The following is a 12,953-nucleotide window of genomic DNA, read 5'->3' on the forward strand; positions in this document are numbered from 1 at the left end:
TGCCCGCTTCACCCGTGTAGCCGAAGTGCTGTGTCATCACGACTCGACAACATCCCTTTTCGGCAATGTGTCGTTTCGGCATAGTCTGACGGGGTGAGCTACCTCCGTCGAAAACTTGTCCGGACCGATGTCAAATGGATGGAAAGCACTGGCGCACTGAAGCCTTCCACGCTCGATTCAGTAATGCGGCGACTCTCGCGGGCAGCTGACCACGGGGTCTTGTGGATGGTCATCGCCGGTGTCCTCGCCTTGATCGGAGGGAAACCGCGCCGCGCGGCGGCCCGCGGAATGCTCGCTTTGGCGGGATCGAGCGCGTTGGCCAACGGTGTGTTGAAACCCCTCTTTCCCCGTCGACGCCCACCCGTGCGCGCGTGGCTCAACCCGAAACGCGGAGTCGAATTCCCCACGTCCTCGTCGTTCCCGTCCGGTCACAGCGCCTCCGCAGCAGCATTCACTACTGCAGTGGCAATGGAATCTCCGGTAGCCGGCGCAGTACTCGCTCCGCTGGCAGCGGCCGTTGCCTATTCACGCGTACACAACGGAGTGCACTGGCCCTCTGACGTGTTTGCCGGAATAGCCGTCGGAGGTGCTGTAGCGGCGGGCACCCGCAAGTGGTGGGCAGTACGTGACGAGGAACCCGCCGATCTTGGTCCTGAGTGCGTAGTACCTGCCCTGCCTGGCGGCGAGGGACTGGTTGTCTTCACCAATCCTGGGTCCGGCAGTGAGGACGACGGAATTGTCGATGCGATCCGCAAATCCCTGCCGGCTGCGGTCATCGTCGAATTCGATCCGGACATTGATTTCGACAAGCAGATCGAAGCAAAGATTGGTGAGTCGAAGCCACAAGCGGTGGGCGTTTGCGGCGGCGACGGTACCGTCGTCACCGTCGCGGACGCGGCAACACGACACGATCTCCCGCTCGCAGTGTTCCCAGGTGGAACCCTCAATCACTTTGCGCGCGACGTCGGTGTCGCGAACGTCGAGGAAACTGTGACGGCGGTCGAGTCCGGACAGGCAGCGTTTGTCGATCATGCCGTGGTGACAACCGATACCGGAGTCACCGCTCGGTTTCTCAACACGGCCAGTCTGGGCGGCTATCCGGATGCAGTGCGGCTACGCGAAAAGTGGGAGCCGCGGTTCGGAAAATGGCCTGCTGCCGGCGCGGCGATGATCCGAGTGCTTGCCGCCGCGGAACCGATGAGAGTCACCATCGATGGAACCGACAACAACATCTGGATGCTCTTCGTCGGGAACGGGCGCTACTCCCCCGGCGATCAGGTTCCGATGTCGCGGCCCGAACTCAACCGCGGACTTCTCGACGTCCGGTATCTGCGAGCAGACCGGAAATTTTCCCGCATCCGGCTCCTATTTGCCGCTGCGACAGGAACATTGGGGAGCTCACCGGTGTACGTGCGGGAGCTTGTCCCGGCGCTGACCGTTCAGGTGAACGAAGAGTCGGTCGCGATTGCCACCGACGGAGAAGTTGTAGCCGACGCGCGCCGGTTCGATTTCGAAACCGAACCGGCCGCGGTTGCCGTCTACCGAATTACGAAAAACTGACAAAGAGCTGCTGCTACTGGGATGCGTCGCCGCTTGTCGGCGGCGCATCCTCGGGCTTGTCAGCCTTGCCCTGTGGCTCCGCCGCCGGCGGCAGCATGGCTTCGAGGGCTGTTCCCGAGATCCGCTTGAACGCACGACGCGGACGGTTGTTGTCGAGAACGGCAACTTCGAGTGCCTCGACAGTCAATACACGAGGCTCGGCCTCAGTGGTCCCGGCAGGTGCCGGCCCACCCTTCTGCAGCGCGCCGACTGCGATACGTACAGCGGACTCCAGATCTAGGTCGCGCTGATACGACTCGCGCATAGCGGTCACGATGGGCTCGGTGGTGCCACCCATGACCACAAACTCCTGCTCGTCGGCAATCGAACCGTCGTACGTGATCCGATACAGCTGAGCCGGCGTGCTACTACCGAAGCGGCCGATTTCTGCGACACAGATCTCGACCTCGTACGGTTTGGGTTGCTCGGTGAAAATTGTGCCCAAAGTCTGGGCGTACGCGTTGGCGAGCGAACGACCGGTGACGTCGCGACGGTCGTACGAGTACCCGCGCATGTCCGCGTGGACAATGCCCGCACGACGCAGATTCTCGAATTCGTTGTACTTGCCGACGGCCGCGAACCCGAGACGGTCGTACAACTCACTGACCTTGTGCAATGCCCTCGACGGATTCTCCGCGACAAACACCACGCCGTCGCGATACGTCAGTACGACGACGCTTCGTCCACGGGCAATTCCTTTGCGCGCCAGTTCCGAACGATCGCGCATGATCTGTTCGGCTGATGCGTAATACGGCATCGTCATAGCGCAGAACCCCCTTCCGGATTACCGAGCGCCGTACGCGCCGCAACAATGTCCCTGGCGATCTCGGCTGCCTGCTCCGTGGACAGTTCCACGGCTCCTGCCGCTGTGATCGTGACTGCGGTCGGATAAATACCGCGAGTGATATCTGGCCCACCCGTCGCGGAATCGTCGTCGGCGGCGTCGTATAGAGCCTCTACCGCCAACCGCAGCGCAGTGGCCTCGTCGATGCCCGGTGAATACAACTTCTTGAGAGCCGACTTCGCGAACAGTGAACCCGACCCGACAGCGTGGTAGCCGGCACGTTCCTCGTACCGCCCACCTACGACGTCGTAGGACACGATTCGGCCTGCCGTCGTGGGGTCTGCCGCGTCCAGGTCGTAACCGACCAGAAGCGGGACCACGGCGAGTCCCTGCATTGCAGCACCGAGGTTGCCGCGAACCATCGACGACAGGCGATTTGCCTTGCCGTCGAACGTCAGTGACACACCTTCGATTTTCTCGTAATGCTCGAGTTCGACCGCGAACAGCCGCACCAGTTCGATCGCAATGCCGGCCGTCCCGGCAATACCCGCAGCCGAGTAGTCATCGGTGACGTACACCTTCTGCACGTCTCGGCTGGCGATGAGGTTGCCCATGGTCGCTCGGCGATCACCGGCAAGCAATACGCCACCGGCGTAACTGATCGCGACGATAGTGGTCCCGTGCGGAGCAACATCACCCCCGCCCATGGTTACACCTCCCGTGTCGGCGAATCGGTTCTGCGGAAGATGCTCCGGTGCATGCACTCGAAGATATTCCGAGAATGACGACAGATTGGAGCCGAAGCTCAACCGTGTGTCCCCGTCGGTTATCCGGGGCGCGCGATCCACCGTCACTGGCCGCCCTTCTGCACGTATGCGCGGACGAAGTCCTCGGCGTTCTCTTCCAACACGTCGTCAATTTCGTCTAGTAGGTCGTCGGTTTCCGCTGCGAGCTTCTCGCGACGTTCCTGGCCGGCACTACCGTCGCCGCCAGTGGTGTCGTCGTCTTCGCCGCCACCGGCACGCTGCGTCTGTTCTTGAGCCATCGCCGTCGACCTCCTTGTGTGAAGGGAGCTCTCACGAGCATCCTGTTCTGCCCAGCAGTCTCGGTTACTGATCCGCTCGGACCTTTACCCTACCGAGCGACACCGTCACGCGCCGGAAGACTCGGCGGCGATTAGGCACCGAAATCAATGTGTGAGCTGATCTACCAACTCTGCAGCGCTGTCCACCGAGTCGAGTAGAGCACCAACATGAGCCTTACTGCCGCGCAGCGGTTCCAGTGTCGGTATCCGGATCAACGATTCACCACCGAGATCGAAGATCACCGAGTCCCAGCTGGCAGCGGCGATATCACCACCGAATCGGCGTAAGCATTCACCGCGGAAATACGCACGCGTATCGGTCGGCGGATTGGACACTGCGTCGAGCACCTGCTGCTCGGTGACCAGTCGTTCCATCGATCCGCGGGCAACCAGCCGGTTGTACAGACCCTTGTCCAAACGGACGTCGGAATACTGCAGATCCACCAAATGCAGACGCGGGGCCGACCACGCAAGTCCTTCACGGTTGCGGAAACCTTCGAGCAGGCGCAGCTTTGCCGGCCAGTCGAGGATATGTGCACAGTCCATCGGATCGCGTTCGAGAAGATCGAGAACCATGGCCCACTTGGACACGATGTCGTCGGCACGCGGATCCCGATCGGTTTCCCGGTCGAGGAACTTCGCGACGCGCTCGAGGTAAATACGTTGCAGCGCAAGCCCGGTCAATTCGCGACCGTCGGACAATGCGACGGTCTTGCGCAGGGTCGGATCGTGGCTGATGTGGTGAACCGCTGTGACGGGGCGAGCCAACTGCAGATCCGTCAGGTCGACGCCCGCTTCGATCAGATCGAGAACCAGCGCCGTGGTCCCCACCTTGAGGTACGTGGACATCTCGGCAAGGTTCGCGTCACCGATGATGACGTGCAGGCGGCGATACTTGTCGGCGTCGGCGTGCGGTTCGTCGCGAGTGTTGATGATTCCGCGTTTGAGAGTCGTCTCCAGACCGACCTCGACCTCGATGTAATCGGCTCGCTGCGACAGCTGGAAACCGGCTTCGTCCCCGGACTGGCCGATGCCGACGCGACCGGAACCGCAAATGACCTGGCGCGATGCAAAGAAGGGCGTCAAGCCCGCAACGATGTCGGTGAACGGGGTTGCACGGGAGCACAGGTAATTCTCGTGAGTGCCGTAGGACGCACCCTTGCCGTCGACGTTGTTCTTGTACAGCTGCAGGCGCGGCGCGCCGGGAACACTCGAGGCGTGGCGAGCGGCTGCTTCCATGACCCGTTCGCCGGCCTTGTCCCAGATCACGGCGTCGAGCGGATCGGCTACTTCAGGTGCCGAATACTCGGGATGTGCGTGATCGACGTACAAACGGGCGCCATTGGTGAGAATCATGTTTGCCGCGCCGATCTCGTCGGCGTCGATCACCGGAGCCGGCCCGCTCAGACGCCCGAGGTCGAAACCTCGCGCATCACGCAGGGGCGATTCCACCTCATAGTCCCAGCGTGTGCGCCTTGCCCGGGGCACACCCGCAGCGGCGGCGTACGCCAGCACCGCCTGGGTAGATGTGAGTATCGGATTTGCCGAAGGCTCACTGGGTGAAGATATTCCGTACTCGACCTCGACACCGATAATCCGCTGCATAGGTTCGAGACTATGCGATCGAGCGTCGGTACCTGCAGTGGTGGCACAGTAGGAGGAATGCAGCATCCACCTGACACCGACACAAAACGATCAGATGAGGTTGTTGCCGTATACGACCAGTTCGGTAATCCGATCGGCCAGGCGCCTCGTAGCCTCGTCTATCGGGACGGTCTCTGGCACGCCAGTTCAGGCGTTCTCGTGCGCTCAACGGACGGGCAGCGCGTCTATGTTCATCGCCGAACTACGAGCAAAGCCGTCTTCGGCGGCCACCACGATTGCATCGCCGGTGGTGTCGTCAACCCCGGTGAATCGCCCCTCGACACGGCAATTCGTGAAGTCGGTGAAGAACTCGGAATCTTCGGTACCGAGGATGCTCCGTTAGTGCTGACGGAAATCGCCAGAACCTCGTGGGACGGAGAATGGGGCGGACACGCGTTGCGATGCCACTTGTTTGCCTTCGAACTCCGCTACGACGGTCCCGTCATGCATCAGCCGAGCGAGATCTCCGACGGATGGTGGTGGACCCAGGCTGAGCTGGACGCGCACCTGAAGGACCCCACGTGGCCGTTCGTCCCCGATACCCGAGTGTTGCTGGCCGACTACCGTTGGAGCCAACTCAGCGGCGAATGATCGGGATCAGTTTCGGGCCTCTCATTACCGTGGACATCAACAAACCAAACAGTCCCGCCCGTCAATGGGAGAAGCAGAACCAGGAATGGGAGCAACCGCTGTTCCACACCTCGTCCCCGTGGCGAGCACCGTGACCTTCGTGTGGGCACACTGTGCTCAGTAAGGCCAACACTGAACGATTCAGTCCACGACAGCTACACAGTGATCTCACCGACAACCGGCGAAAGCGAGCGAAGGCGCACCCTGAGTATGGATCAGGCCACCCGAAGGTGGCCTGACCATCTTTTCGACGTGTTCAGTCTGCCAATTCGTCCTTCTTTACTCGAACCTTTTGGAGTGCAGCCTCGGCGCGTTTACGGGCGCGTTTTCCCTGAACCTCAGTTTGCTCAGATACCGTCTCAGCCCAGTCGTTGCTCTTCTCACGGGCGAGTTCTGCGATTTCAGCACTGTGTTTGCGCGTCAAATTTGCGAGTTCGGCCCGATGCTCGCGCGCCGTTTCCACCAGCTCGGAACCACGTTTCTGTGCGACCTCAACGAAGTCAGGCACTCGCTCCCTTGTCGCTTCGCCAAGTTCCACTGCTCGCTTGCCTGCGATCTCGGCAATTCCCGAACCCCGCTCCTTGGCCAGTTCGATCAAATCCACCCCGTGCGATTTGGCAGTGTCACCGAGTTCAGAACCGCGCTCCGATGCGCCTGCAAGTGCATGTTCGATACGAGAACCAGTGTGATGGGTTTGCGCGGCGGCTAAGGGAAGTGCAGCGGAAACCGATGCCCGCACCTTTTTCGCGGCGCGACGTCCCCGCCACCCGAGAGAGGGCTTTCCTTCGGTGTCGACCGATGCGATTATCAGCCCGCCGAGCAAGCTGACATTCTTGAGGAACTGAGTACGCTGCATTGCCCGCATGGAGGGATCGGTCTCGTTCCAGAAATCGTGACCGATGAGCGTGGTGGGCACCAGGCTGCCGGCAAGGGCTAACGATGCGAGCCGAGGTGTTTTGCCGCTGGCCAGCAACACACCGCCCCCAACCTGGATAACGGCGTTGAACTTGACGAGAGCTTGCGGATCAGTCGGAACCTTCTGCTTGATCCCTTCGGGCAATGTCCCGACGAATTTGTCGATCAATGGCGCCGCTCGAACTGCTCGCTGGGCGGGATCACGCAGCGCGTCGATTCCTCCTGCGATGAAAAACGTGGAAAGTAGAGGACGAGCGATTCTGCGTACCAACATGTTTGAAGCCTCCCAGTGTAGGTTCGTAATTCACCATAGCGATCACCGTAAGAACCGATTCGACTACATGCTCGCCAGGCTCTGGTCGTCGATCACGAATTCAACATCTCGGCGTTTCGGATTCAGACCGATCCGTCGCGGGTTCACTTAACTGAACAGCCACGTGGCGAGAACCAAGCGTTCGGACTCCAGAGCACGAATTACGCGCCACCGGCAGTCCTGTCATCTATCACCCGCTGATCATGAGCCGATCCCGCTCCCGTCTCGACTCGGATAGTCGCAACAGTAAATCTAACAGACTCGATACAGATTTTATGCACCCGAGTGAGGGTATCGAATCGTCGACGAGCGTTCCAGTCGGCATTATTCGCCGAGTTCGGCGCACGGAGGCCGGGTAGGCCATATTCATGCGTTCACGACATTGCCAATTATCTATGCGCACTGGTATAGATTTTAGTGGCTGAAGTGCACATGGACAGAACGGCGCGTGCGAGCACCGGGGAGAAGGAGGCACAACAGCAAAGAACCGGCAGACGCTTCACTCACGGCGTACACCTCGCAACCTTCCACCAGAAGGCCGAGCATTGTGCGCTTGTCCGCCCAAGCGCACATAGAAGATCCTGGATTGCGACTCACGCATCACGGTTCCGACGGATCACGAAAACCCTTATATCGCAGCGAAAGTGAGTCCAATATGTACGACGAACTCGTCGTCCGGCGCGTCATCGGCGCCCCCACGGTGTCGATATTCACCGCACTCGCGAACCCCGAGGTGCACGCAACGATTGATGGGTCCGACATGCTCAGAGGAGCCATCGATCCGAAGCCGTTGAATGGTGTCGGCGAGACGTTCACGATGCAGATGTATCAGCCGGCACTCGGTGAGTACGTCATGGAGAACACGGTATTCGTGTACCGGCTCAACGAAGAGATCGGTTGGATTCCGAATCGTCAGGGCATGGAGCCTCGAGGTACGCGCTGGTCGTGGCGGCTCGACGCCGTATCGGACGGCAGCACCGGGCTCACACAGGTATACGACTGGTCCGGTGTCAACGACCCGGAGTTTCGTCAGGCGGCTGGATTCCCGCGGGTCACGGAGCAACAGATTGCCGCGACGATGAGCCGTCTAGCCGACCATCTCGGCGTTCCTGTCGAAGACTGATAAGAGAAGACTCAAAAGAACCGTTCTCCACGAGAGCGATGCCTGCTGCGAGCCGCTGATCGACTCGGCATGTGGTGAGTCTCGGCAAATTCACGCTCACCGAGAACTAGTCGAGACTCTCCACATCGCGCAGGCATCGATGCTTGGCCGACATACATACACGTGCATGCGTCGACACACCTTCACCTCAGGAGCCCCATGACTACGACAGGCATCCCGTCCGCGGACAACTGCGACCACAACACCGAAATCCTAGCCTCGAACGATCGAGTTCACGCTATGAATCGCCCTGAACTGACGAGCCTTACCGGTGCATCTGAAGGTTGGCACGACACGACATTCCCTTCGCCGTCTCCTTCAGACGTGTTGTTCACTTCTGTGTCCGAGATCAATGGGGTCACAGCCCTCTCGGTCTACGGCGAAATCGATGCAACATCCCTGGGTTCTCTAGCCGCTCACCTGCAAGACATCATCGACGAGGGACGTCCGTTTCTCATCGATTGCACAAACTCCCACTTTTGCAGCACTGCTGAACTGTCCATCCTGAGCACACTGGCCTCGCGCGCAAACAGACTCAGCATCACCTGGGCGCTAGCAGCCTCGGGTGGGACCCTGCGGTTACTCGAGCCGCTCGAATTCGATACCAAGGTCGCTGTCTTCGGCTCACCATCGGAGGCGGCTGCCTACGTATCCGCATTCTCAACGGAAAAACCGTCCGCATGAAAAACACTCGTGAAGATGCCGAAGGCCGCGCGGACTTCGTCGTGGTCGCCAATCGTCTCCCGGTAGATTTGGAACGCCATCCCGACGGCACCACGTCATGGAAACGAAGTCCTGGTGGATTGGTGACCGCTTTGGAACCGATATTGCGAGCTAAAAGCGGCGCGTGGGTCGGTTGGCCGGGAATGCCGGACGAACATGTCGATCAGTTCACCGAAGACGACTTGGTGCTACACCCAGTCACGTTGTCGTCGCAGGACGTCGAGGAATACTACGAAGGTTTCTCCAATGACACCCTCTGGCCTCTCTATCACGACGTGCTGGTACCGCCTACCTACAATCGAACCTGGTGGGGTACCTACTCTGCAGTCAATCGCAGGTTTGCCGAGGAAGCTGCAGGATGCGCCGCCCCCGGAGCGACCGTGTGGATACAGGATTACCAACTGCAACTCGTACCGAAAATGTTGCGCGAATTGCGCCCTGATCTCAAGATCGGATTCTTCCTGCATATCCCTTTTCCTCCGATCGAACTGTTCATGCAGCTGCCGTGGCGACGAGAAATCATCGAAGGCATGCTTGGTGCCGACCTCATCGGATTCCATCTGCCCGGCGGCGCCAACAACTTCCTCTACCTCGCACACCGACTTCTCGAGTTCGATACCACCACAACAGGATCCGGAGTGGGAAGCGCTCTGGGACAAGTGAATGTCGACGATCGAATCGTCAAGATCGGGGCTTTCCCCATCTCCGTCGATTCACATGAACTCGAAGCCGCAGCCAAGAAAGATACGATAGTTGCTCGCGCCCACGAGCTTCGACGAGAACTGGGAAACCCCGACAAAATCCTTCTTGGTGTCGACAGACTGGACTACACCAAAGGCATCGACCTTCGACTCGAAGCCATTAAAGAACTCCTCGACGAGGGACGTCTCGACGCCGAGCGCACGGTCATGGTGCAACTGGCCACCCCCAGTCGAGAACGCGTGCAGCACTACATCGATCTTCGCAGCGTCATCGAGGAACACGTAGGGCACATCAACGGCGACCACGCACAGATCGGCCATCCGATCGTGCACAACCTCTATCAACCCGTCTCCCGAGATGAGCTGATCGCGCTGTTCGTGGCAGCCGATGTCATGCTTGTCACGCCGAAACGAGACGGAATGAACTTAGTGGCAAAAGAGTACGTAGCCTGCCGCGGCGATCTCGGAGGTGCACTAGTTCTTAGTGAATTTACCGGCGCGGCAATGGAATTGCGACAGTCATACTTGGTGAATCCTCATGATCTCGACGGCGTGAAGAATATGATCATGACAGTGCTTCACCAAGATCCTGAATCAGGACGGAATCGCATGTCCGCCTTGCACCGCCAAGTCATGTCTCACGACGTCCACAAGTGGGCACACTCGTTTCTCGACACACTTTCGGGCTCCGCGGGCAGTAGCACAGACTGCGATCCTGCCGATGACGAACCCGACCTCATGCTCACCACTTAGGGCCGAATACACCCCGAACAAGTCGGCGTTCGACCTGCACGCCGTGGCCCGCACTCATGGCTCGTCAACGCGATCCCGCCCTCACGGGCACCCACGCAACAGGAAAATCCATCGCGAGATGGGACGTACCGCCCAATTAGCTTATGGCATTGTGCAACTGACTGACTTATGCCCGGCCGTCAGCGGTGTCGGTCAAGTGAGCGATCCGCGCCGCCAGAATCGAATTCTCCGCTTCCAACGATAGAATCGATCGAATTCCGACGAGGTTGACACCGTCGTCGATCAACGCGGTGATACGACCCAGGGTTGCCAGGTCCGATTCGCTGTACCGGCGGGTCCCACCCTCGGTGCGCGAAGGCGTAAGCAGTCCACGCCGCTCGTAGAGCCGCAACGTTTGCAGGCCAACCCCGGACAATTCCGACATCACCGAAATCCCGTACACGCCACGCTGCGCGCGCTGTTGAGACTCCGACACAATACCCCCAGGGACCGACAATCTGACCATGCTAACACGCACGGCAAGGAATTTGCAGGCCGCTCAAGAAAGGCAATCTGAAGTGAAATCTACAGATTTCAAAGGTCGCAAGTAAATTCACGTGCGGCATCTCCCCAGCATGTGGGCCCATCTTCGGAGATTGCGGCATAGCCTCCAGACGTTAGACCACCTAAGGCATGTGTTTGCCGACAAAATTATGCCGATTATCTGCATCCACTGGTATAGATTTACAGTGTTGTCGAAGCTGTGCATGAGCTGATTCCGCTAGCCGGCGCCAATAGAGGCCAGGCCCTATCTGTGTCGTTCACTGCGGCCCCGATTCTCGCCGCCCCAGACGGAAGCCATCTCGATGCCCTCGCTTCTGACGGCGAACTTCACGGCTAACCCGAAACTTCTGGCTTATGCGCGAGAGGAGCCAATCTGCAATGAGCGAAAACACTGTTCCCGCCGATGCAGACCCGGACGATCCCCGCAAACCGCAATCACCGACCGAGCTGACGAAATCATCAGGGAATACGTCAACAGTCCACGCCGCTCGTAGAAACTGATATGACGTACTCGGAGATCCGACCTGACCGTCGATCTCTCGGGTCAATCGGGCTAACCGCACCGCAAGAATTATGTTCTCGGCCTTGACCGAAATTATCCGTCGAATGCCCACCAAGTCGATACCGTTATCGATCAACGCGGCAATACGACCTAGTGTCCAGCTCGAGAAGTTTCAACGGCTCGTACGAGCTCATCTCGAAAGCACAGGCGGAAGCCTTGTGCACGAGAGAAGTTCGACGGAACTCGGCGCAACTGACAAGGCTCGCCAAGACTGAGCCGACCGTTTATACAAGGCTGGGCCTGATAGCTACCGGCGATGGGTAGGGAGAAACTCCGAAACCATCACGCAACGTGAATATCGGGTCATTCCACTGCGGCAACGATTTTTGCTGCGTTCGAACATGGTCGGAACGTTGCTCGGCGCCACGGCGATCATTTCCCTCTGACCGAACGACATCAACGAAGGAAAATCAATGAGCGCAGTGCCCAAAGCAATGTACAAGCCGCTTTCCCCTGCAACGTGTGTTATTGGTGGAATCGCTGCTGGGGCGTTTTTCAACAACTCTGGAAGCGCATCGGGGATGACGAAAAGTACCCGATCCGTAGGACCTCAATAGGTCAAGCAAAGAAGTCCCGTTGCAGTAGTGAGATATTCACCCCGCTGCCCGCGGCCGTTGCCCTCCACCTTCTCCTCGGCGCCCACTACAGTGCGCGTCTCGGGCTGTCTCTGGTCGTCTTTCGGAGGCAGCGGTTGGCGCGGCGTGACAGGCTCGTGCAGGTCAGGCGCCTGCGAGGACGGCGAACCGGGGACGGTTTGCGGTGACGGCATGGAACAACTCCTCTTGATTACAAGCGAGATCGAGCCACCGAGCGCCCTCGGCTATTGCTCGGACGGTTGTCGCGCTTCGTCCGTGGACGCTTTCGCGCGAGCTTTCTCGGCCGCTGCTTTTTCTCTGCGACTTCCCGTTGGCTCTCGGCCTTGTCCTGCTTCCCGAGACAAGCTGTCGTGCCGGTAACAGCACCAACCGCTTCCTTAGATTTACCCTTGACGCCTTCGCTGGGACCGCTCTTGTCCTCTGGCCTGTGATTTCTCCAGTGTCAGTACGGACACGTATGTTGCAATTCGTACACCCAAGGCACTGCCCGAAGCGCGACCTGACAGACATCCGTGTACGAATGGCACACCAGCGAGATACCGACTGCGCCGATTTCACAATGATCAGCAGGTCCGGCGTCACTCACAGCATTGCCCGCAGGGAGAAACGACCTGTACGGGGTTGTTTCCTTTCCCCAGCACGTGAAAGGTAGTGAGATGGATCGTTACAGAATAACCATGCCGGATGGCTCCACGACCGATGAATTATTCGAATCGGACAACGAAGCCATCAGCGCCGCAATCCAAGCGAACCTCGGTGCCAGCCAAGGGATCACAGTCGAACGCTATACGAACGACGGCGAACTCCTCGCGACTCACCTCCCGGAGGGCGGATATCGAAGACAGTGAGGCAGCGTCGCCTCGACCACAGCAGGATCGCAAACGGCGTAACTGCTCTACGGTGCGACGCACTCATACCCAATCCAGCACCGTGATCGCCCGGTA

The 12,953-nt window shown here is 59.3% G+C and carries 13 protein-coding genes and 1 pseudogene; 7 read left to right on the plus strand and 7 right to left on the minus strand.

Features of this window, described 5'->3' with window-relative positions:
* The first annotated feature begins 138 nt into the window (after positions 1–138).
* A complete protein-coding gene (locus FFI94_RS15630; protein WP_185993416.1) occupies positions 139–1,560 on the plus strand; it encodes a bifunctional phosphatase PAP2/diacylglycerol kinase family protein in 1,422 nt (473 codons plus the stop codon).
* A 13-nt stretch (positions 1,561–1,573) separates the two neighbouring features.
* Here FFI94_RS15630 and prcA read toward each other — a convergent pair whose 3' ends face one another.
* From prcA to dop, 4 genes are all read right to left on the minus strand, one after another.
* Positions 1,574–2,362: a proteasome subunit alpha gene (gene prcA, locus FFI94_RS15635; protein ID WP_138868672.1), complete on the minus strand. Its 789-nt coding sequence runs from the start codon at positions 2,360–2,362 to the stop codon at positions 1,574–1,576.
* The gene (prcB, locus tag FFI94_RS15640) at positions 2,359–3,237 is read right to left on the minus strand and encodes a proteasome subunit beta (protein WP_138868673.1); all 879 of its coding nucleotides are present in this window, start codon (positions 3,235–3,237) and stop codon (positions 2,359–2,361) included. Before prcB ends, prcA begins: the two co-directional genes overlap by 4 nt.
* Positions 3,234–3,428 carry a ubiquitin-like protein Pup gene (locus tag FFI94_RS15645; protein WP_033231954.1) on the minus strand — a complete coding sequence of 65 codons (195 nt, stop codon included), beginning with the start codon at positions 3,426–3,428 and terminating at the stop codon, positions 3,234–3,236. Before FFI94_RS15645 ends, prcB begins: the two co-directional genes overlap by 4 nt.
* A gap of 144 nt (positions 3,429–3,572) precedes the next feature.
* Entirely contained in the window at positions 3,573–5,072 is a 1,500-nt protein-coding gene (gene dop, locus FFI94_RS15650; RefSeq protein ID WP_138868674.1) for a depupylase/deamidase Dop, read from the minus strand.
* 57 nt (positions 5,073–5,129) lie between these two features.
* On the opposite strand from dop, the gene FFI94_RS15655 reads away from it, so the two are divergent.
* Entirely contained in the window at positions 5,130–5,702 is a 573-nt protein-coding gene (locus FFI94_RS15655; protein WP_138868675.1) for an NUDIX domain-containing protein, read from the plus strand.
* Between the two features lie 295 nt (positions 5,703–5,997).
* Here the strand turns inward: FFI94_RS15655 and FFI94_RS15660 are convergent, their stop codons facing one another.
* Positions 5,998–6,930 carry a DoxX family protein gene (locus tag FFI94_RS15660; RefSeq protein WP_138868676.1) on the minus strand — a complete coding sequence of 311 codons (933 nt, stop codon included), beginning with the start codon at positions 6,928–6,930 and terminating at the stop codon, positions 5,998–6,000.
* A gap of 694 nt (positions 6,931–7,624) precedes the next feature.
* On the opposite strand from FFI94_RS15660, the gene FFI94_RS15665 reads away from it, so the two are divergent.
* The 3 genes from FFI94_RS15665 (at position 7,625) to FFI94_RS15675 (ending at position 10,308) form a co-directional block, all read left to right on the plus strand.
* Positions 7,625–8,092, plus strand: coding sequence for a polyketide cyclase (locus FFI94_RS15665; RefSeq protein WP_138868677.1), 468 nt, complete (start codon positions 7,625–7,627; stop codon positions 8,090–8,092).
* 363 nt (positions 8,093–8,455) lie between these two features.
* On the plus strand, positions 8,456–8,815 hold the full coding sequence (locus tag FFI94_RS15670) for an STAS domain-containing protein (protein ID WP_185993217.1): 360 nt from the start codon (positions 8,456–8,458) through the stop codon (positions 8,813–8,815).
* Positions 8,812–10,308 (plus strand): trehalose-6-phosphate synthase, encoded by a 1,497-nt coding sequence (locus FFI94_RS15675; RefSeq protein WP_138868679.1) that lies wholly within the window; start codon positions 8,812–8,814, stop codon positions 10,306–10,308. Before FFI94_RS15670 ends, FFI94_RS15675 begins: the two co-directional genes overlap by 4 nt.
* A 166-nt stretch (positions 10,309–10,474) precedes the next feature.
* Here the strand turns inward: FFI94_RS15675 and FFI94_RS15680 are convergent, their stop codons facing one another.
* Positions 10,475–10,813 (minus strand): MerR family transcriptional regulator, encoded by a 339-nt coding sequence (locus tag FFI94_RS15680; RefSeq protein ID WP_397495446.1) that lies wholly within the window; start codon positions 10,811–10,813, stop codon positions 10,475–10,477.
* Between the two features lie 698 nt (positions 10,814–11,511).
* On the opposite strand from FFI94_RS15680, the pseudogene FFI94_RS34210 reads away from it, so the two are divergent.
* A pseudogene (locus FFI94_RS34210) lies at positions 11,512–11,628 on the plus strand (DNA starvation/stationary phase protection protein); the annotation flags it as partial.
* A 335-nt stretch (positions 11,629–11,963) separates the two neighbouring features.
* Here the strand turns inward: FFI94_RS34210 and FFI94_RS15695 are convergent.
* On the minus strand, positions 11,964–12,182 hold the full coding sequence (locus FFI94_RS15695; RefSeq protein ID WP_260684530.1) for a hypothetical protein: 219 nt from the start codon (positions 12,180–12,182) through the stop codon (positions 11,964–11,966).
* A 483-nt stretch (positions 12,183–12,665) separates the two neighbouring features.
* Between FFI94_RS15695 and FFI94_RS15705 the strand changes: the two genes are divergently transcribed.
* A complete protein-coding gene (locus FFI94_RS15705) occupies positions 12,666–12,857 on the plus strand; it encodes a hypothetical protein (RefSeq protein ID WP_138868680.1) in 192 nt (63 codons plus the stop codon).
* The last annotated feature ends 96 nt before the right edge of the window (positions 12,858–12,953 follow it).

The sequence above is a fragment of the Rhodococcus sp. KBS0724 genome (assembly GCF_005938745.2).
GTDB lineage: Bacteria > Actinomycetota > Actinomycetes > Mycobacteriales > Mycobacteriaceae > Rhodococcus_F.